This window comes from Halosolutus amylolyticus (assembly GCF_023566055.1).
GTDB lineage: Archaea > Halobacteriota > Halobacteria > Halobacteriales > Natrialbaceae > Halosolutus > Halosolutus amylolyticus.
On the sequence record NZ_JALIQP010000002.1, the window covers coordinates 936687 to 956481 of the forward strand.

The following is a 19795-nucleotide window of genomic DNA, read 5'->3' on the forward strand; positions in this document are numbered from 1 at the left end:
GCGCCGTCCCACGGTCCGAAGACGTCACAGCCGCGGCCGGTGGAGGACACAACCGCGGCCGGTGGAGATACGTAGTCGGCATTCGAAGCACGCGTATGCTCGAACCGGGAGAGAGTGCGCCGACGTTCGAACGGCCCGCGGCCGTCGACGGCGAAGTTCGGCGCGCGACGTTCGACGAACTGGTCGGGGATACGGCCGTCGTGGTCGTCGTGTTTTACCCGGCCGATTTCAGCCCCGTCTGTACCGACGAACTCTGTTCGCTTCGCGACTTCGATCTGTTCGGCCTGCAGCCGGACGTGTCGATCGTCGGGGTTTCGACCGACTCGGCCTACAGTCACCGCGCCTTCGCCGAGCGAAACGATCTCGACTTCCCGCTCGTCTCCGACGGCGACGGGTCGATCGCCGACGCCTACGGCGTCCTCGAGGACGAAGCCCTGGACGGCCATCGAACCGTCGCCAGCCGATCGGTGTTCGTCCTCGACGCCGATCGAACCGTGCGATACGCGTGGGCGGCCGACGAGCGGGGCGAACTGCCCGATCTCGAGGCGGTTCGATCGGCGATCGAGTCGGCCTCCGACGACGAGACCGCGGTCGAGCGCTACCGGGTCGCCCACCGCTGGTACCACGAGGGCCTGGAGGCGTACACCCAGGGCCACACCGCGTTCGTCGAGGCGGACTGGCTGTCCGCCGCCGCGTCCTTCGAGCAGGCGGTCGACCCGCTCACGGAGGCGATCGAGGCGTTCGACGCGGCCCGGCGATACGCCACGGACGAGCGCGTCCGCGAGGCGGCGACGACGGCCAACGAACAGGCGACCGATCGGCGCAACGCCGCGAAGTGGTACGCGGAGGCGGCCAGACGGTACGGGAAAGGCGACGTCGAGACGGGCGACGACTACCGCGCCGACGCCGATCGGCCCCACGCCGCCGTCGACCGCCGGGACGAACCGGCCCATCCGGACGCCCTGGTCGATCTCCTCGCGGAGTGACGTCGGCGTCACACACTTTTCCCGCCGGCGACGAATCGTCCGGTATGGCCACCGACGCAGCGCGGCTCGTCCGACGCTACTACGACGCACTCGACGATCACGACTACGAGACGCTCGCGGACGTGCTCGCGCCCGATTTCGCCCAGCGCCGGCCCGATCGGACCTTCGAGAGCCGTGCGGCGTTCGTCCGGTTCATGCGCGACGAGCGGCCGAACCCGGAGACCCGTCACGAACTGGACGCGATCGTCGCGGACGACGGGCGAGCGGCGGTCCGCGGCCGCGTGATCGAGGAGAGCGCGACGGACGGCGACGGCGAGCGCCGCGCCCTGTTCGAGTTCGCCGACTTCTTCGAACTCGAGGGCGATCGGATCGGCAGGCTCGAGACGTACTCCCGGTGACGCTCGGTCACTCGTCGCGTCCGCCCTCGTCGGCTCCATCGGACCCCGTCTCCCCTTCGGTGGCCGTCTCCGCGGACGCCGAATCACCACCGGAACTCCCGGGTGAGGCCCCGGGAGCCGGTTCCCCGGTGTGGCCGCGAGCGAAGGAATCGATGGTGAGTTTCGCGCCACCGAGGACGACGGGGCCGATGAACAGGCCGACGGCCCCGAAGGCGACGAGACCACCGAAGATGCCGACGACGACGATCGCGGAGTTGAACGCGCTGGTCTGGCCGATCAGCGCCGGCCGAAGGTACGAATCGGAGAAGGTGACGAGCAGGCCGTAGACGACCATCGCCGCGCCGGCGGTCGGCCGCCCGACGGCGAGGAGATAGCCCGCGGCCGGAATCCAGACCCCGAACGCGCCGACGAGCGGGAGCAACGTCAGGACGAACGTGGCGACGGTGAGAAAGACGACGGCGGGGAGGCCGGCGATCGCCAGTCCGACGCCGAGCATCACCGCCTGGATGGCCGCGACCGCGACGTTCCCGACGACCGAGGCCCACATGAGCTGATCCAGTCCCTCGCGGAGATCGGCCAGGATCCGGTCCTCGACCGGCAACACCCAGTGGAACCAGTCGACGAGGCGCTCCCCGTCGCGCAACAGGGCGAAGAGGACGAACAGCGTGATGGTCAGCCCGATGAACAGACTCGGCAAACTCCCGGCGAAATCGATTGCCCCCGTCGCAATCTGCTGGAGCGCCGTCGCGATCCGGCCCTGGTTCGCTTCGTACACGGCGACGACGTCGACGGTGTACCCGTTGGTCTCGAGGATCGCCTCGACCGTCTCGACGTCGAGCTGTCCTTGCCTGATCGCGGGGACGATACCGAGAGCCTGCCGGACGGCGATCGTGACGACGTAGATGAGCGGGAGCAGGACGACGAGCAACGTCGCCACGACCAGGGCGATCGCCGCGACCGCCGGCCTGACGTACTGCTCGAGGCGTCGCTGGACGGGAAACAGGATGTACGCGAGAACGACGCCGAACAGGACGTACTGGAGGTACGGCAGGAGAACGACCAGTCCGAGGAGCGCGCTCAGCAGTGCGATCGCGGTCAATCCGGATTGCTCGAGAATCCAGTCGGGCGGCGTGGGCCGATCGGGCATGGACGGGGATTCGTTAGTCAGAGATATTAGTCCACTGATATAATGGGTCGGCCCCGTCACTGGGGACGGACGGAAACTGAACGGAGCGACGGTACCGACGGCTCGGTGCCGAGTAAAAAACGAGTCATACGGTTTACTGTAAGTCATTTCCGGCGCAACCGCCGCCCTAGCTGATGGAAGGGAGGGTGTTAGGTTCGCACGTGTAGTGACCGAACTGCCCTGATTCAGTTTCAGGTCCGATTCTGAATAAAGAAACCGCGCTACTATCTACTGTTACGACAATCAGTATCAGGGTGGCCTCTCGAATGGAACCCGCTACCTGCTTAACAGACGACCACCCAGTAGCGGTGACCGTTCGAGCAGGAGACGGCCGTCTGCTCACCGTACGCCGCGACCGAGTGGCTGACCTTCAGGTCGGCGTCCTCGTCGGGGATCGATACGCGCGTCCGCTCCGCACACTGTGGACACTCGACGGCCCGTGTCGCTGTCGTTTGCATCTACTATCACCGTGTTACCGTACTGCACAGAGAAGCATAACCCCGTTCTCAAGCAAACCGAACCGGTTCCCGGATCTGACCGCCGTTTTCGCGTCGCGACAACGCGTGTAGCCGATCGATCTCAGGCCGAACAGTTGTTCGGCCCGAGTTCGAGTTCGGTCCGCTCCTCGGGCGGTTCCGCCGTGGCACCGCGGTTCAGGTCGATGATCTCCTCGAAGTTCGCCGGCTTCTCGCCCGCGTCGGCCAGCCGATCGACGAACGCCTCCTCGTCCAGCGCGAGGACGTCGATCCCGGTCCGGGCCTCGCCGATCGTGGTAGTGATCGGCTCCCCCGGCTGGCCGTGTCCGAACCGGCCGTCGCTCGTGACCGTGACGTGGCCCGGCAGGACGGCGACGGAGTCGGGTTCGGCGAGGATCGTCCGGTGGAGCGTCTCGTAGAGCATTCGCGCCCCTTGCTCTCCCTCGTCCTCGCTGAACTCGAGTTCCGTCCGTCCCGTCGAATCGACGTGCAGCGTGTCGGCGGTCAACAGCGCCGCGTCGTCGACGAGCAGGGTGATCATCTCGGTCGTGTGGCCCGGGGCCGCGATCGCCTTGACCTCACGGTTCCCGACCGCGATGACCTCGTTCCGCTCGAGCGGCCGGTACTCGAATTCGACCCCGCGCTCCTCGGCCCGATCGCCCAGGTAGTAGGGAACGGCGAGTTCGGCGGCCAGTTCGCGACCGCCGGAGACGTGATCGGCGTGGACGTGCGTGTCGACGACGCCGACGATCGTGAGCCCCTGCTCCGCGGCCGCCGCCGTGAACTCGTCGGTGTCGGCCGTCGGGTCGACGACGATCGCGTCACCGGTTTCGGCACAGCCGACGAGGTAGCTCAGACAGCCCTTCGCGCGACGCTGGAGTTGAACTACCGTCAGGTCGTCCGCGACGTCGAGGGCGACCCGATCGTAGACGCCGCTCCAGCCTTTCATCCCGCCGTCGACGGCATTAACCTCGAACTCGTCGGTCGCCGAGTCGAGCTGGGTCGCGAGGTTCCCCGACGAGAGCCCCTTCGCACAGATGGTGATCACCCGATCGGTGTCACCGACCAGATCCTCCAGGTCCTCGAGGCGACCGTCGACATCCTCCTCGGGACCGAACGGGAAGTGAACCGCGTCGGTGACGTGCCAGGACTCGTAGCTGTCCTCGGGCCGCGTGTCGACGAGGACGAAGTCGGCGTCCTCGTCCTGCAGTTCCACCAGCCGATCGGGCGAGAGCGTGGTGACCATGCCGATCGGTACGACGCCTTGTTACGTAATACCACAGCTGGGTACGGACCGGTTGGAGGACCACGATCCCGTCCGCTGTTGGAGGACCGCAATCCCGTCGCGCCGCCGTCACGGATCAGTCGGCCCCCACTCAGCGGACGGTCTCGAAGCCGGGACGGTCACTCCGAGATGACAATCACAGCAGTAGCAGCGCGGAAGCCCACGGCTTTCGCCGTGGGAGGAAGCGCGTACGCTCCGTGCAACAAACTACCGACGATGGCACGGCTGACTCCCGAACATAGTCAAAATTATTAATAAAGTAAAGCACGTTAATGTGACGTGTATGGCGTGGGAGGTCATACGCACCGTCCGAGTTCGACTCGACGTACCTGACGACCGCAAGAGTGACCTCCACGCTACCAACACCCTCTTCCAATATTGCGCGAACCGCGCTAGTGAATGGGCGTGGCGCTACCCCGACGAGGACTGCGTGACCAGCAAAAGCGCCGCTGAAGAAGCGTTGTACGACGACCTCCGCAAGGAAACTGACGGACTCCACGCGAATCTCGTCCAGAAAGCCATCAAACGCGCTATCAAGGACATCGACAACTGTGTCGATGACCTTGCCAACAGCGAGAATACGAGTCGTCCTGAGTACAACACGTTCAGCATCGTCTACGACAAGCGGGCCGCCACGTACCACCGCGACAAAGTGAGTCTCGCCACCGTGAACGGTCGCGTCGAGTGCGAGTACGACCTGCCTGACGACCCTGAAGGAACGCCACACGGCGAGTACCTACTGAACGACGACTACGAGTTTTCGACCAGCACTGTCCACTACGACAGCGAAGCAGATGAATTCTACCTGCACGCGGTGATGGAGCGGGAACTCGACGTTGCTAGTCCTGAGAAAGCCGAGAATTCGAACGTCCTTGGCGTGGACTGCAACGTCAACGACCACATCGCCGTCACCAGCACGGGCAAGTTCATCGGCAACGCCGACTATCTTAACCACCAGCGCCACGAATTCGAGAAACGCCGCGCCAGCCTCCAACAAACAGGCACACGGCGTGCCCACTTGACCTACCAACGCATCGGAGACAGGTTCGGTCGCTGGAGTGAAGACTACCTTCACCAGTGTTCCAAGGCCATCGTCGAGGAGGCTCGCCGCCACGAGTGTACGCACATTGCGTTCGAAAACTTGGAACGGATTCGAGCGCGTATCAGCGACGGGAAGAAGTTCCAACAGTGGGCATTCAACGCCCTCCAAACGATGGTCGAGTATAAGGCGGAAGAGTACGGCATCGTCGTGGACACTGTGAACCCGCAGTACACGAGCCAGCAATGCTCGAAGTGCGGGTGTACGTTGGAGGAGAACCGCGACGACCAGCACTTCGGGTGCCTCGACTGTTCCTACACGGCGAACGCGGATTACAACGCCGCGAAGAATATTGCTCGGAAACTCGCGCTCAAACTCCAGCAGGGGCAGAAGTCTCCCGCTGGAGGGGCGTTCTGTCAGTACGCCCTGAAGTCAGGGATGATGACCGTGAACGACAGTAGTGTGTCGTCCGACACCTATGTGTCGGCAGACCGGGAGTCCACTGACAAGCCCACCGCTGAAGCGGTGGGTAGCTGACGCCGCGACTCTCCGATCGGGAGGCCGAGGACGACCCGGCGGACGAGTTCGACGATCGGACGTTCAACTGACGACGGGCGGTGCCGAGTCGCGGCCGGAAATTTGGGTCGATCGAGAGGATGTTTTAACTGCCGACCGTTCGACGAACAGGTATGGACCTCTCCGATTCCGTCGGCGCCGCCGTCGCGGTCTTGCGACGTCGGCCTGCCGACCTGCTCCCGTTCTACCTGCTCGGGGCCGCGATCCCCGCGATCGTCCGGGTCGTTCCCTTCGCCGCGCTGGTCGTCGGCTACCTCTACCTCGACGCGACGGGTCGACTCGCGACCATCCGGGGCGAACTGGCGAGCCAGGACCTCGAACCGCCGGATCCGGAGGCCGAGCCCGAGGCGTTCGAGGCGTGGGCGTCCGGCCTCGAACCGATCGTCGAACAGCTGTTCACGCCGGCGATCGGCGCCCTCGTCGCGGTGACGCTCCTCGTGAGCCTGCTCGTGCTCCTCGTGCTGTACGCGATCGTCGGTGCCGCCCAGATGACGGCCTGTTACGGCCGGCTCCGCAACGAACGCGGCCTGATCGCCGGCCTCGCCGGGGGTCGCCGGTACTGGCTCCGGTTCCTCGGGCTCTACCTGCTCGAGGTCGTCCTCTGGCTCGTCGTCGCCGGTGCCGTCGTCGGTGCGACGGTCCTGCTGGGCGGCGTCGCCGGCGCTGCGATCGGGCCGGCCGCCGTCCTCGTCGTGCTCCCCGCCCTGCTGGTCGGGTTCCTGGCGATCGCCGCCGTCCGGGCCGTCTTCGCGTTCGCCCCGGTCGCCGTCGTCGTCGACGACGTCGGGATCGGCGGCTCGCTCTCCCGGACCCTCGGCTTCGTCCGCCACCACCCGATCGCCGCCGGCTTCTACTACGTCGTTTCCGTCGGCTCGCTGATCGCGTTCTCGACCGTGACCGGGGTGCTCGCGCTCGTCGACGTCGTCAGCGTCGGCGGACTCGTCACCGCGGTGCTGGTGTTTCCCGCCCTGGATCTGCTGAAAACCGGGCTGTACACCGACGGACGGGGACGACTCGATCCACCCGTCGCTCCCGATCGATCGCTCCGGAACCAGGTCGTCGATGGCGTCCGGACCGGCTGGGCCGAACTGGTCTCGTTCGTCCGGTCGACGCCGCTGACGCACGCGTTCGTGGTCGTCCTCGCCGTCGCCTCGTTCTGGGTCGGCTGGGAAGGCGCGGCGCCGTTCGCCGACGCGTTCGAGACGTCGATCGGCGCCCGACTCGAGGGACACGTTCCCCCGGCAGCGGCCCTGGAGTTCTTCGCCAACAACTGGCTGGTCGCGATTACGACGGCCTACGCCGGCTTCGCCCTCGCGGTCCCGGCGCTCGTCTCGCTCGTGTTCAACGGGCTCGTGATGGGCGTCTACGCCCGGACCGAGGTCGCCCCGACCGAACTGGCGGCGTTCGTCGCCCCGCACGGGATCCTCGAGATTCCCGCCATCTTCATCGCCACCGCGCTCGGGCTCTCGCTCGGCGCCGTCGCCGCTCGCGTCCCGCTCGGGCAGGTCACCCGATCGGAACTCGCCGACGCCCTCGAACGGGCGTTCTGGGTGCTCGTCGGTATCGGTCTCCTGCTCGCAATCGCGGGATTCGTCGAGGGGTTCGTCAGCCCGTACTACTACCACCTCTTCCGCTAGCCGACGCTGAGAGGGAGTGTGCTTTTTACCGATCCGATCGACGACTCGCCCATGGCACTCCAGAAGAACGTCGGCGGTCTCGATCGACTCGCCCGCGGCGTGCTCGGCGTCGTCCTGCTCGGCGTGGCCGCCGGGGCCGCGATCGGCGGTCGGCGGACGGTCGGCGTCGTGGCAGGGGTCGTCTCGATCGGGCTGCTGGTGAACGCCGCGACGCAGTTCTGCGGGCTGAACGCCGTGCTCGGGGTCGATACCTGTTCGCGGGACGCGGATACTGACCCCTGACCGCTCGCGGACCGCTCACTGGTAGGCCTCGAACTCCTTCCCGAACAGGAGGAAGTACGCGGTGCCGACGAGCCCGATCCCGGTCGCGATCGTGAACGCGAGCGTCGGCGACCCGGCGAACACCGGGTCGCCCGTCAGCGGGTTCGCGAACCCGCCCCATATCAGTCCGCCGAGCGCGGCGCTCGGGATGACGATCAGGTTCCGCAGGAGGTAGTAGGCCCCGGTGACGCGGCCGCCCGCCCCCGCCTCGGCCGGGCCGACGATCAGCGCCTTGTGCGCGGGGAGACCGGCGAAGCGCAGGCCGGAGAAGGCAAACAGGGCGGCGAGGACGGCGGCGCTCTCCGGCGCGGTGATGAGCATGACCGGGAACACCGCGTAGACGACGAAGCCGAGCGCGACGACCGGTTTGAGACCGACCCGTTCGGCCGCCAGCGCCGCTGGGAACATCACGAGCAGTGCGACGAGCATCTCGAGGCCGAGCAGGAGACCGAAGTACGACTGTGGCGAGAGCGCGATCGTGCCGACGGCGGGCAGTGAGAGGGTGAGCCCGACCCCGAGAAACCGCGTGACGACGATGACGAAGAAGACGTAGACCATCCCGTTGGCGAAGCGCACGAGCGTGTCGCCGACGAGCAACGGCCGGAGCTCGTCGGGCATCGCTCGCAGATCGACGAGCAACTGCGAGACTCCCTCGAACTCCTTTCCGATGCTGTCTTCGGCGCCCTCGTAGAGGACGTGCTGGACGACGGTTCCGAGGACGCCGAAGACGAGCGCGACGACGAGGATCAGCTGGAACGCGAGCACGACGTCGCTGTCCGTCGAGCCGAACGGGAAGAACAGCGCGGCGGCGATCAGCGGCCCGACGAGAAAGGCAGTCCGCCGGAACGTCTCCGTCGACGCGAAGCCAGCCGCGAGTCGCGACGGCGGGACCGCCTGCTTGACGATCGCGTACGTCGCGCCGAGCCCGAACGACTTCCAGGCCTGGGCGAGGATCAGACCGAGAAAGATCGCGACGATCGCGAGGGAGGTCGGACCGATCGTCACGTCCGCGAGAAGCGGCGCAGCGAGCCAGACGCCGAAGCCGAGCGTCGAGCACAGCCCGAACGCCGTGAGCGCGTACCGCGAGCCGATCCGATCGGAGATCGCACCGCCGGGATACGGGTAGAGCGCACTGATGACGTTCCCGAACGTGCCGAAGAGTCCGACGACGAACGCCGTCGCCCCGAGCGCGGACATGTACTCGGCCATGTATCGGCTGGTCATCTGGAAGCCCAGGCTGAACGCGAACATCGCGAGGGAGAGCACCAGGACGTCCCGCTCGAGCGCGAAGAACTGGCGGAACGCGTCGAGCGGATCGATCTCCTCCTCGCGGGCCTCCTGCTCGAGACTCATACGGACAGATGACTGCTGGAGGGGCTTTGGTTTTGTTCTCGTCCGCTCCGTGCGTCGAGCGACCCGCTCCCGTCAGCGGCCGGCAGAAATATCGAACCAATAAAGACCGGCGGGTCCATCGTGGTGGACATGACGACGACGCTCGGAACGGCGAGCGCGGGGCCCGGCGAGATCGATACGGGCCGGCTCGAGGTCGGCGAGACGCGGGACGGCAGCCCGATCGGTCTCCCCGTCGCCGTGATCAACGGTGCGAAATCGGGCAAGACGCTCTACATGCAGGCCGCAAGCGACGGCGACGAACTCAACGGAGTCGGCGTTATCCAGCGCGTCGTGCCGCGACTCGATCCCGCCGAACTCTCGGGGACGATCCTGATCGTTGGCATCGTCAACTACCACGCGTTCCAGGTCGCCGAACACCGGAACCCGATCGACGACACGAAGATGAATCGGGCCTACCCGGGCAACGAGTCGGGAACCTCGAGCGAGCGGATCGCGGCGGCGACGTTCGACGTCGCGACGGGGGCCGACCTCGTGCTCGACCTCCACCAGGGATCGACGAGCCGGATGATCGACGAGGTCCGGGTTCGCTGTGGCGGTCGCCACCGGCTCCACGGCGAGTGCCTCGAACTGGCGAAGGCCTTCGGCTGTGGCTACGTTCTCGACCAGAAGGGGCCGGACGGGCAACTCGCCAGGGCCGGCCCCGACGAGGGCGTCCCCACGGTCGATCCCGAACTGGGCGGCAGCGTCGGCTGGGACGAGGAGAGCATTCGGAAGGGCGTCGACGGCGTCTTCAACGTGCTCAGGTACTACGACTTCCTCGACGGAGAGACCGCCGTCACGACCCAGACCCGCGCCAGGGGGTTCGAGCAGTACGGAGCCCCCGCCGGCGGCCTCACGACGCTCGAGTCGGACCTCGGCTCCCGGGTCAGCGCCGGCGACGTGCTGTTCGAGGTGACGACGCCGTTCGGCGAACCGAAAGCGGAAGTGACGGCCGACAGCAGCGGCATCCTCTGGCGAACGCGGCGGCTCCCGCAGGTCGCGACCGGGGAGTACGTCTGCTCCGTCGCCACCGACATCGACGAGTACTAACATGGCATCCGATCTCACCTGTCCCGACTGCGGTACGGTCTACGAGGCCGGCCCGGACGAACCGTGGCGCTGTGGCTGTGGCCACGCCCTCGAGTTCACCGAGCATCCGCTCCCGGAAGGCGAACCGCTCCCGCTCTCGCGACTCGACACCACCGACGGCCTGTGGACGTTCTTCGAGTTCCTCCCGATCGAGCAACACGTCACCTTCTTCGAGGGCTTTACCCCGATGGTCGACGCCCCCGAGTGGAACGCCGACTTCAAACTCGAGTACGTCTTCCCGACGGGCTCGTTCAAGGACCGGGGCGCGACGACGACGCTCTCGCGGGCCGTCGAACTCGGCGTCGAGAAGGTCATCGAGGACTCCTCGGGCAACGCCGGAGCCGCGATCGCGACCTACGCGGCCCGCGCGGGCATCGACGCGGACATCTACGTGCCGGCGGACGTCAAGCAGTCGAAGCTGATGATGATCCAGCGGGCCGACGCCCGTCCCGTCCGGATCGAGGGGAGTCGGCAGGACGTCACGGACGCCTGTATCGACGCCGTGGAGGGGGACGGCGAGGACGGGGACGGCGACACCGACGACGTCCCCTGGCAGACCGGCGAGGGCTGGTACGCCAGCCACGCCTGGAATCCCGCCTTCTACGCCGGGACGATGACCTTCGCGTTCGAGGTCGCCGCCCAGCGCGGCTGGACCGTCCCCGACGCGCTCGTCCTCCCGATCGGCCACGGCACCCTCTTCCTCGGCGCGTACAGGGGCTTCTCCCTGCTGAACGAGGCCGGGATCGTCGACGGCATGCCCCGACTGCTCGGCGCGCAGGCCACCGGCTACGCGCCCATCGTCGACGCGCTCGGCGGCGACACCACCGACGCCGAGGGCAACGGGACCACGATCGCCGACGGGATCAAGATCGCCGCGCCCGCCCGCGAGGACGAGATTCTCGACGCGATCGCCGCGACGAACGGCGACGCCATCGCGGTCGGCCCGGACCCGATGGAGACCGCGCTCGATCGGCTCCACCGCGGCGGGTTCTACGTCGAACCGACCTGTGCGGCCGCGCCGGCCGCGTTGCGCCAGTACCGCGAGCGGGGAACGATCGGCGAGGACGAGGACGTCGTGGTTCCCCTGACCGGGACCGGACTGAAAACCCTTTGATGGCTGGAGCCCCGATCCCTCGATAGATGGTCAGCCGACCGCCAGCGTTCTGTCCCGACTGTGGCGACTCCCTCGAGACGATTTCGTTCGACGGTCGCGAGCGCGAACGGTGTCCCGACTGCGAGCGGATCGTCTGGCACAACCCGGTTCCGTGCGCCGTGGTCGCCGTCGTCGATCGGACGGCCCCCGACCCCGCGGTGCTCTGCGTCGAACGCGGGGTGCCACCGGGGGTGGGAGAGTGGACGCTCCCCGGCGGCCACATGGAAGTCGGCGAGGAACCCGAGACGGCCGCGGCCCGCGAACTGGCGGAGGAGACCGGCGTCACGGTCGATCCCGACGCGCTCGACATCCTCGACGCGACGACGGTGGCCCCGCGGGACGGCAAACACGTCGTCACGATCCACTACGTCGTCGATCGCGCGGCGACCGACGGCGAGGTGATCGCGGGGAGCGACGCGAGCGCGGCGCGGTTCTGGTCGCCCGCGGACTTCGAGGCCGCGAACGGGACGTTCCGACCGGTCCACGAGGAGCGGTTCCGGGACGCCGCGGCGTGGTTCGAGTAGGCGGCGGCCACTCGGCGGAGCGACGCGAGATCACGGGATTCATTACTGGCCCGGGCCAGGTGCGGACGATGAAAATACCGTCGTTCGCCATCGGGATCGCCGGTGGCACGGGAGCCGGGAAGACGACGGTCTCACGCACGGTCGCCGAGACCGTCGGCGAGGCCGTCACGCGGATCCCCCTCGACAACTACTACGAGGACCTCTCCCATCTCACGTTCGAGGAACGGGAGGCGGTCAACTACGATCACCCGTCCGCGTTCGAGTGGGAACTGCTGCGGGACCAACTCAACGCCCTGCTGACGGGCCAGCCGATCGAGATGCCACAGTACGATTTCGAGGTACACAACCGCGCGGACGAGCGCGTTACTGTCGAACCCTCGGACGTGATCGTCCTCGAGGGGATTCTCGCCCTGCACGACGAGGCGATCCGCGACATGCTCGATCTGCGGGTGTACGTGATGACCGACGCGGACGTCCGCATCCTGCGCCGGATCGAGCGCGACGTCATCGAGCGCGACCGCGACCTCGAGGGCGTCATGGACCAGTACCTCGAGACGGTCAAGCCGATGCACGAGAAGTTCGTCGCGCCGACGAAGAAACACGCGGACGTGATCATCCCCGAAGGAGCCAACCGGATGGCGATCGACCTCCTGACCGAGAAAGTGGAGGCCGAACTCTCCGACGGGCCGACGCGGGACGATCCCGATCGGGAACTGACGTTCGACGGCCCGACGACGGACTGATACGGATTGCTGTACCGATGTACCGGCGCAACCGCCGCCCGGATCGCGGTTGCGCCGGAACTGACGTACAGTAAACCGTATGAAATGGGGGTCGGCCGATCGGAACCCCCGTCAGGAGTTTCACGACCGGAACCGCTCGTGGCAGTTTCTCGATCGGAACACCCTCGCTGGAGTTATGTCGCTACTCGATACATTCGGTGTATGGACATCGTCACGACCGAGACGATCCCCAACCGCGAGATCGTTGAGACGCTCGGTATCGCCCGCGGAAACACCGTCGAAGCGCGGAACGTCGGGCGGGACATCACCCAGAGCATCCGGAATCTCGCGGGCGGCGAACTGAAGGCCTACTCCGAACTGCTCACGAAAGCCCGCAACGAGGCGATCTCGCGGATGAAAGCCGATGCCGAGGAACTGGGCGCGGACGCCGTCGTCAACGTCCGCCTTGAGACCTCCGCGGTCACCGACGGCGGGTCCGAAGTGATCGCGTACGGGACCGCCGTCAGACTCGAGTGACGCGCCGCCACGACGGCTGTCCAGAACGCCACGACCGATCGGCGACGAAACCCGACATTCCTTTACTTGCCCCCTGAATACGGGCGGGTATGTTTCGTGCCCTACGCGCCGAGGTCGAGGCTGCCCTCGAAACGGCGCTCGCCGATCGCGACTTCCCGACGGACGATCTCGGGATCGAAGAACCGCCGGACGACGTCGAGAGCGTGCTCGCCTCGAGCGTGGCCTTCCGACTGGCGGGCGAGGCCGGTGCCCCGCCGCCACAGGTCGCCGAAGAGATCGCCGACGCGATCGACGTCGACGACCTGACCTACGTCTCCGAGGTGGGGACCCAGGGGCCGTACCTCAACTTCCTCCCGAGCGACGCCTACCTCGCGGAGACCCTCGAGACCGCCACGGGAGACGAGTACGGCGCCCTCGAGGACCGCGAGGAGTCGGTCGTCGTCGAACACACCAGCGCCAACCCGACGGGGCCGGTCCACGTCGGGCGCGCACGGAACCCGATCATCGGCGACGCGGTCGGCAACCTGCTCGACTACGCCGGCTACGACGTCGATCGGCACTACTACGTCAACGACGCCGGCCGCCAGGTCGCGACGTTCACCTGGGCCTACGAGACCTTCGACGAGGACGATCTGGAAGAAGACCCGGAACGCGATCGGATCGAGTACGACCTCGTGCGCTACTACCGGAAGGGCAACGCGTTCCTCGAGAACGCCGACGACGACGCGGTCGCCGAGGCCGAGGCCGAAATCGAGGCGATCATGCAGGGCCTGGAGGACGGCGACGAGGAGACCTACGAGCGGATCAGCGAGGTCGTCGACCAGGTCCTCTCCGGGATGAAGGCGTGTCTCGGACGCCTCCCCGCCGAGTTCGACGAGTTCGTCAAAGAGACCCGGTTCATGTTCGACGGCTCGACGGACGATCTCGTCGATCGACTCCAGGAGCTAGACGAGGCCGTCTACGAGGAGGACGCCTGGCAACTCGACCTCGAGGAGCACGGCATCGACAAGAAGATGGTGTTCCTGCGCGCGGACGGCACCACCCTCTACACGACCCGCGACCTCGCCCACCACGAGTGGAAGTTCGAGAACTACGACCGCGCCGTGACCGTCCTCGGCGAAGACCACAAGCTGCAGGCCGACCAGCTCCGGCAGACACTCGACCTGCTCGGCAACGACGTTGACCAGCTGGAGAACGTCATCTTCTCGTGGGTCAACCTCCCCGGCGGACTCGGGATGTCCACTCGCGAGGGCACCGGCGTCGACCTCGACGACCTGCTCGACGAGGCGATCGATCGCGCCCGCCAGGAGGTCGAAGACCGACTGGACGATCGCATCCGCGACGACGAACTCGACGAGGACGACATCGAGCGGATCGCCCACCAGGTCGGGATCGGCGCCGTCCGCTACGACATCGTCTCGAAGCAGCCGACGAAAGCGATCACCTTCGAGTGGGACCAGGCGCTCGACTTCGAGGCCCAGTCCGCACCGTACGTCCAGTACGTCCACGCCCGCTGTTGCGGGATCCTCGAAGAAGCCGGACTCGACCCCGCCTCGGATCTCGCGACACAGGCGGGGATCGACCTCGAGGCAGCGGCCGACGCGAACCTGCTCGACGCGCCCGAAGAGCGGGACCTGCTCGAGACGATCGCCCGATTCCCCGCCGCCGTTGAGGAGGCCGCAGACGACCTCGAACCCCACCAGATCGCGACCTACACCCGCGAGTTCGCGGACCGCTTCAACGCCTTCTACCGCGAGTGTCCGGTGCTCGCCGACGACGTCGACCCCGACGTCCGGGACGCGCGACTCGCGCTGGTGGCCGCCTCGAAACACACCGTCGCGAACGCGCTGTCGATCCTCGGCGTGGAAGCGCCGCGATCGATGTAGGCCGACGTCGTAGCACCGCGACCGAGGTGACGATTCCGCTGACTGTCCTTCCGGCCAACCGTATCCGCGTGAAAACAGAGGCCGCTATCGGGGACCACCGTCCGACGAACCCACGTGGGAGTCGGGCCGCTGGCGAGACGCAGCGCCGGGCTACTCGACCGTCTCGCGGACCAGATCGAGGAACTCCTCGTCGGTCAACTCGTCGTTCATGTACTTGTAGATCCACACGGGGCGGACGGAGAACGACAGCACGCGGCCGTTCTCCTCGTCGTTGATCGTGTACTCGATGGTGTCGATCTCCTGTTTGAGTTCGGCGATGTCGTACGTCGGCCGCTCGAGGTCGCGGGCGAGGGACTCGAATTCCGCGTACAGCACGTCCTGGTCGGTCGTCGTCGTCGTGGCCTTGACCCGAACCGTCGCGCCGTCGCGTTCGACCCGATCGATGCTCACCACGTCGCTGTCGACGGAGAGGTCCGGGGCGTCGAACCCGGGGACGTCGTCGTACTTCTCGTCGTCACCGTCGCCGTCGTTTCCGTCACCAGTGTCGTTGTCGTCACCGTCACTGTTGTCGTCGCCGGACCCGTCGTCCGTGCCGTCGCTGTCCTCGAGCCCGTCCTCGGGATCCGTGGAATCGTCGTCGGTCTCGGACCCGAAACAGCCGGCCAGCGCGGTTGTGAGGGCGGCACCACTGCCGATGAGGAGTCTTCGTCGCTCCATGCGCGAGGCATTGGTCGACTCCGTGATTAGTAATCAGTTCGTACCCGTTCTCGCACGGGACGCTCCAGATCGAGTGACTCTTTCGATTCGTGAAATCGGCCACATAGCCCGTCTCTGTCCGGAAAACCCCCATTTCGAGGACGAGGGCGCATTCCGGGGAGTCAGGCGATCGTGAGTGTCCGGTCCGGGTGGTAGTCACCGCGTTCGACCCGCGGGCCCGTCGCCCGGCGTCACGCGGTGGTTCCAGACGTGACCTACCGTCGGGGTAGGGAACGACGAACCCGTCGACCGCCGGTGCGGGAGCCGTCGCACGCGAATCGAACGACGGTACGTGGTCAGGGGTCCGTCTCGGCTTCCGTGATCGCGCTCGAGACGTCGTCCTGTGCGGCCTCGCGGCCCTCCGATCCCTCGTCGGGCGTACGGTCGATCACGGACGCGTCCGCCCCCCCGCTCGAGCCGTCGGCGGCCCGACTGCCGCCGTCGCCAGTCGTGTCGCGACCGCTCGGCGGTCGATCGGGGACGTCGATACCCGAGAGATCGGCCGCGAGCCGGCGGTAGGCTACGGCGGCAGGGCCGTCGGGTTCGTAGACGACCAGGGGCGTCCCGGCGTAGACGCTCTCGCGGGCCGACGGATCGTCCGGGATCGTCCCCAGCAGGGGAACGTCGAGACGGGCGGCGATCTCCTCGTAGGAGACGTCGCTGTCCGGCCGGGTCCGCGTGATGACGAGGCCGGCGATCTCGCCACCGGACCGATCGGTCAACTCGAGGGTCTTCTTCGAGTCGTGGACGGCCGCGGGTTCGGGCGTCGAGACGAGCAGGACGGCATCGGCCAGCCCGAGCGGGAGGACGGTCTCGTGGCTGACGCCGGCACCGACGTCGAGAAAGACGTAGTCGAACGACGATCGAAGCTCCGAGACGACGTCGCGAAGACCTTCGGGGGAGGTTTCGGCGTAGTCGTCGAGATCCGTACCGCTGGGAACGGCGACGATATTCTCAGCCAACCGATAGGTCGCGTCGTCGATCGATGCGTCGCCAGCCAGCACGTCGTGTAGCGTCGTCGCGCCGGGAGAGAGGCTGACGAATCCGGCGAGGTTCGCCATCCCCAGGTCGGCGTCGACGATCGCGACGCGCTTGCCCGCCTGTGCGAGCGCCGTCCCGAGGTTAACCGTGGTCGTCGTCTTGCCGACGCCGCCTTTCCCGCTCGCGATAGCATATACCGTCTCCTGAGACATACTCGAGTACTGTCCGGACAGTTGCACGGCAGCACCTTAAATCGTGACCACACTCCGGCCGGGCGATCCGGTGTCATATCCCATACAATTTCCGGGTCGTCGGCACCGTCTCGCCACCGCGCTCGCCGGCGACGAACGGGTCGACTCACGATGACAGGGAACACGGTGTGTCAAAGGATACTTACACGCAGCACTGTTTTGTACGGCCAATGAGCCAGGAGGGCGAGCAGGAGCAATCCGACCGGAAAAAATACGAGTTCCGGAAGGTTATCGAGGATCTCAAGGACTACGACGGTTCCGGTACGCAGCTCGTGACGATCTACGTTCCCGACGACAGACAGATCAGCGACGTCGTCACCCACGTCACTCAGGAACACAGCGAAGCGGCCAACATCAAATCCAAGCAGACCCGAACGGCCGTCCAGGACGCGTTGACGAGCATCAAGGATCGGCTCCGGTACTACGACACCTACCCGCCGGAGAACGGACTGGTGCTGTTTTCGGGTGCCGTCGACACCAGCGGCGGCCGCACCGAGATGGTCACCAGAGTCCTCGAGAGTCCGCCCCAGCCCGTCGAATCGTTCCGCTATCACTGCGACTCGGACTTCCTGACCGAGCCCTTAGAGGAGATGCTCGCCGACAAGGGGCTGTACGGCCTGATCGTCCTCGATCGGCGCGAGGCCAACGTCGGCTGGCTGAAAGGGAAACGCATCGAGCCCGTCAAGTCCGCGTCCTCGCTCGTCCCCGGCAAGCAGCGCAAAGGTGGCCAGTCCGCACAGCGGTTCGCCCGCCTGCGCCTCGAGGCGATCGACAACTTCTACCAGGAGGTCGCGGGGATGGCGAACGACCTGTTCGTCCCCAAGCGTCACGAACTCGACGGCATCCTCGTCGGCGGACCCTCGCCCACCAAGGACGAGTTCCTCGACGGCGACTACCTCCACCACGAGATCCAGGACAACGTCATCGGGAAGTTCGACGTCGCCTACACCGACGAGTCCGGCCTGAAAGACCTCGTCGACAACGCCGAGGACGCGTTGGCCGACGCCGAGGTGATGAAGGACAAACAGCAGATGGAGGAGTTCTTCAAGGAACTCAACGCCGGCGACCTCGCGACCTACGGGTTCGAACAGACCCGCAAGAACCTGATGATGGGTGCGGTCGACCGTCTGCTGATCAGCGAGGACCTCCGGAAGGACGTCGTCACCTACGAGTGTCCCGACTGCGGCAACACCGATCGCGAGGTGTTCGATCGCCGGAAGTCGACGCCCACTCACGAGTGTACCGAGTGTGGCACCGAGGTCGAGGCGACCGAGGACGATCGGGAGGACGCGATCGACCACCTCATCACGATCGCCGAACAGCGCGGCACCGAGACCAAGTTCATCTCGACCGACTTCGAGAAGGGCGAACAGCTCTACAACGCGTTCGGCGGGTTCGCAGGCATTCTGCGGTACAGTACCGGCGTCTAGACGGTCCCGTAGGAGAGAGACGGGTGCCAACGGGCGACGGTGGGACCATCCACGCCAGCGCGATCGGACCGCGACGGCGACGGCGGATCGGGCGAGACGCCGCCCTCGCGTCCCGGGTTCAGGAGGTAGTACGAACCGGTGATATGTTCCGCCGATCGGCCGCTGATCGTCGCGAGCGGTCGGCTGGCCGCCGAACTTTTATTCGAGCAGGGATAGTGTAGGGAAGTAGTTTCGATGCGTTCCCCGAGTCCCAGCCTGGACGTGCTCGAAACCGTCACGCGCCGACAGGACCTCCTCTCGTCGCTCGCGGACGGGCCGCGTGGCAAGCGAGAACTCGTCGACCACCTCGAGTGTTCGCGGTCGACGATCGATCGGGCGGTCCGCGAACTCGAGTGGCTCGAGTTCATCCGGCGGGACGACGGCGTCTATCGACTGACGGCAGCGGGTCGACTGGCACTCTCGGAGCATCGCCGCAGCGTCAGCGTCTTCGAATCGATCGGCGAGGTCAGTCCCCTCCTGCGGGAGATTCCCCGGGACGCGCCGATGTCGACGTCGTTCCTCGAAGACGCCGACGTGACGGAGCCGCCCCAACACGCGCCCAACGAGCCGCTCCAGCAACTCGCCTGGTACCTCGACCGGGCCGATCGGATACGTGTCAGTACCACCGCGGAACGCCTCCCGCAGCTTCGACAGCGACTGTACGAGCGGACGATCGACGGCACCCTCGACGCGGAGTTGCTGGTGACCGGCGACCTCGCGGAGTTCATCTGTACGGAGTATCCCGGCCAGGTACGCGACGTGGTCCTCGACGGGGGCGTCGATTTCTACGTGGTCGACTCGCTTCCCTACGAACTCACGATCGTCGACCTCCCGACCGAGTCGCGAGTCTTCCTGTTCGTGCTCCAGGAGTCCGAGATCAAGGCGGTCATCGAGAACGACACCCGGGACGCGATCGAGTGGGCCGACGAGGTCTATCGCCGATTCCGTGCGCGGGCCACCGATCTGTCGCCGCCCGGGTGATCCCCGATTCGACGGCCACAATGGCTTTACGGCCGGAATCGGCGGCCACAATGGCTTTACGGCCGGAATCGGCGGCCATAACCATCAAGAGGCGACCGCGACATGTGAGACGTGGCGACGACGGCCACGATCGGTCGGGGTGGACGGTTC

Annotated in this window: 19 protein-coding genes; 13 read left to right on the plus strand and 6 right to left on the minus strand. The window is 66.5% G+C overall.

Annotation, left to right across the window (positions count from 1 at the left end; genetic code table 11):
• Positions 1-95: 95 nt before the first annotated feature.
• Both MUN73_RS11005 and MUN73_RS11010 read left to right on the plus strand, forming a co-directional pair.
• Complete coding sequence (locus MUN73_RS11005; RefSeq protein WP_250140513.1) at positions 96-986, plus strand: redoxin domain-containing protein; 891 nt, start codon at positions 96-98, stop codon at positions 984-986.
• A gap of 44 nt (positions 987-1030) precedes the next feature.
• Entirely contained in the window at positions 1031-1384 is a 354-nt protein-coding gene (locus MUN73_RS11010; protein WP_250140514.1) for a nuclear transport factor 2 family protein, read from the plus strand.
• A 7-nt stretch (positions 1385-1391) separates the two neighbouring features.
• On the opposite strand, the gene MUN73_RS11015 is transcribed toward MUN73_RS11010, so the two are convergent.
• From MUN73_RS11015 to MUN73_RS11025, 3 genes are all read right to left on the minus strand, one after another.
• Entirely contained in the window at positions 1392-2531 is a 1140-nt protein-coding gene (locus tag MUN73_RS11015) for an AI-2E family transporter (protein ID WP_250140515.1), read from the minus strand.
• Between the two features lie 323 nt (positions 2532-2854).
• A complete protein-coding gene (locus tag MUN73_RS11020) occupies positions 2855-3028 on the minus strand; it encodes a hypothetical protein (RefSeq protein ID WP_250140516.1) in 174 nt (57 codons plus the stop codon).
• 121 nt (positions 3029-3149) lie between these two features.
• A complete protein-coding gene (locus tag MUN73_RS11025) occupies positions 3150-4292 on the minus strand; it encodes an MBL fold metallo-hydrolase (protein WP_250140517.1) in 1143 nt (380 codons plus the stop codon).
• 322 nt (positions 4293-4614) lie between these two features.
• Here MUN73_RS11025 and MUN73_RS11030 point away from each other — a divergent pair, with 322 nt between their 5' ends.
• The 3 genes from MUN73_RS11030 to MUN73_RS11040 all read left to right on the plus strand — a co-directional run bounded on the left by MUN73_RS11030 (position 4615) and on the right by MUN73_RS11040 (position 7865).
• The gene (locus tag MUN73_RS11030) at positions 4615-5907 is read left to right on the plus strand and encodes an RNA-guided endonuclease InsQ/TnpB family protein (protein ID WP_250140518.1); all 1293 of its coding nucleotides are present in this window, start codon (positions 4615-4617) and stop codon (positions 5905-5907) included.
• A gap of 152 nt (positions 5908-6059) precedes the next feature.
• A complete protein-coding gene (locus MUN73_RS11035) occupies positions 6060-7583 on the plus strand; it encodes a stage II sporulation protein M (RefSeq protein WP_250140519.1) in 1524 nt (507 codons plus the stop codon).
• Positions 7584-7634: 51 nt separating this feature from the next.
• Entirely contained in the window at positions 7635-7865 is a 231-nt protein-coding gene (locus MUN73_RS11040; RefSeq protein ID WP_250140520.1) for a YgaP family membrane protein, read from the plus strand.
• Positions 7866-7880: 15 nt separating this feature from the next.
• On the opposite strand, the gene MUN73_RS11045 is transcribed toward MUN73_RS11040, so the two are convergent.
• Entirely contained in the window at positions 7881-9257 is a 1377-nt protein-coding gene (locus MUN73_RS11045) for an MFS transporter (protein ID WP_250140521.1), read from the minus strand.
• Between the two features lie 129 nt (positions 9258-9386).
• Here MUN73_RS11045 and MUN73_RS11050 point away from each other — a divergent pair, with 129 nt between their 5' ends.
• The 6 genes from MUN73_RS11050 (at position 9387) to argS (ending at position 15207) form a co-directional block, all read left to right on the plus strand.
• Positions 9387-10346, plus strand: coding sequence for a succinylglutamate desuccinylase/aspartoacylase family protein (locus tag MUN73_RS11050; RefSeq protein WP_250140522.1), 960 nt, complete (start codon positions 9387-9389; stop codon positions 10344-10346).
• Between the two features lies 1 nt (position 10347).
• The gene (locus MUN73_RS11055) at positions 10348-11499 is read left to right on the plus strand and encodes a pyridoxal-phosphate dependent enzyme (protein ID WP_250140523.1); all 1152 of its coding nucleotides are present in this window, start codon (positions 10348-10350) and stop codon (positions 11497-11499) included.
• Positions 11500-11525: 26 nt separating this feature from the next.
• Entirely contained in the window at positions 11526-12062 is a 537-nt protein-coding gene (locus tag MUN73_RS11060; protein WP_250140524.1) for an NUDIX domain-containing protein, read from the plus strand.
• A 68-nt stretch (positions 12063-12130) separates the two neighbouring features.
• The gene (gene udk, locus MUN73_RS11065) at positions 12131-12805 is read left to right on the plus strand and encodes a uridine kinase (protein WP_250140525.1); all 675 of its coding nucleotides are present in this window, start codon (positions 12131-12133) and stop codon (positions 12803-12805) included.
• Between the two features lie 201 nt (positions 12806-13006).
• Positions 13007-13321, plus strand: coding sequence for a YbjQ family protein (locus tag MUN73_RS11070; RefSeq protein ID WP_250140526.1), 315 nt, complete (start codon positions 13007-13009; stop codon positions 13319-13321).
• A gap of 89 nt (positions 13322-13410) precedes the next feature.
• A complete protein-coding gene (gene argS / locus MUN73_RS11075; protein ID WP_250140527.1) occupies positions 13411-15207 on the plus strand; it encodes an arginine--tRNA ligase in 1797 nt (598 codons plus the stop codon).
• Positions 15208-15357: 150 nt separating this feature from the next.
• Here argS and MUN73_RS11080 read toward each other — a convergent pair whose 3' ends face one another.
• Both MUN73_RS11080 and minD read right to left on the minus strand, forming a co-directional pair.
• A complete protein-coding gene (locus MUN73_RS11080; protein ID WP_250140528.1) occupies positions 15358-15924 on the minus strand; it encodes a DUF8159 domain-containing protein in 567 nt (188 codons plus the stop codon).
• A gap of 335 nt (positions 15925-16259) precedes the next feature.
• On the minus strand, positions 16260-17156 hold the full coding sequence (gene minD, locus MUN73_RS11085; RefSeq protein WP_250140529.1) for a cell division ATPase MinD: 897 nt from the start codon (positions 17154-17156) through the stop codon (positions 16260-16262).
• A gap of 209 nt (positions 17157-17365) precedes the next feature.
• Here minD and prf1 point away from each other — a divergent pair, with 209 nt between their 5' ends.
• Together prf1 and MUN73_RS11095 are read left to right on the plus strand one after the other, a co-directional pair.
• Positions 17366-18625: a peptide chain release factor aRF-1 gene (gene prf1, locus MUN73_RS11090; RefSeq protein WP_250140530.1), complete on the plus strand. Its 1260-nt coding sequence runs from the start codon at positions 17366-17368 to the stop codon at positions 18623-18625.
• Positions 18626-18859: 234 nt separating this feature from the next.
• Entirely contained in the window at positions 18860-19645 is a 786-nt protein-coding gene (locus MUN73_RS11095; RefSeq protein WP_250140531.1) for a helix-turn-helix transcriptional regulator, read from the plus strand.
• The last annotated feature ends 150 nt before the right edge of the window (positions 19646-19795 follow it).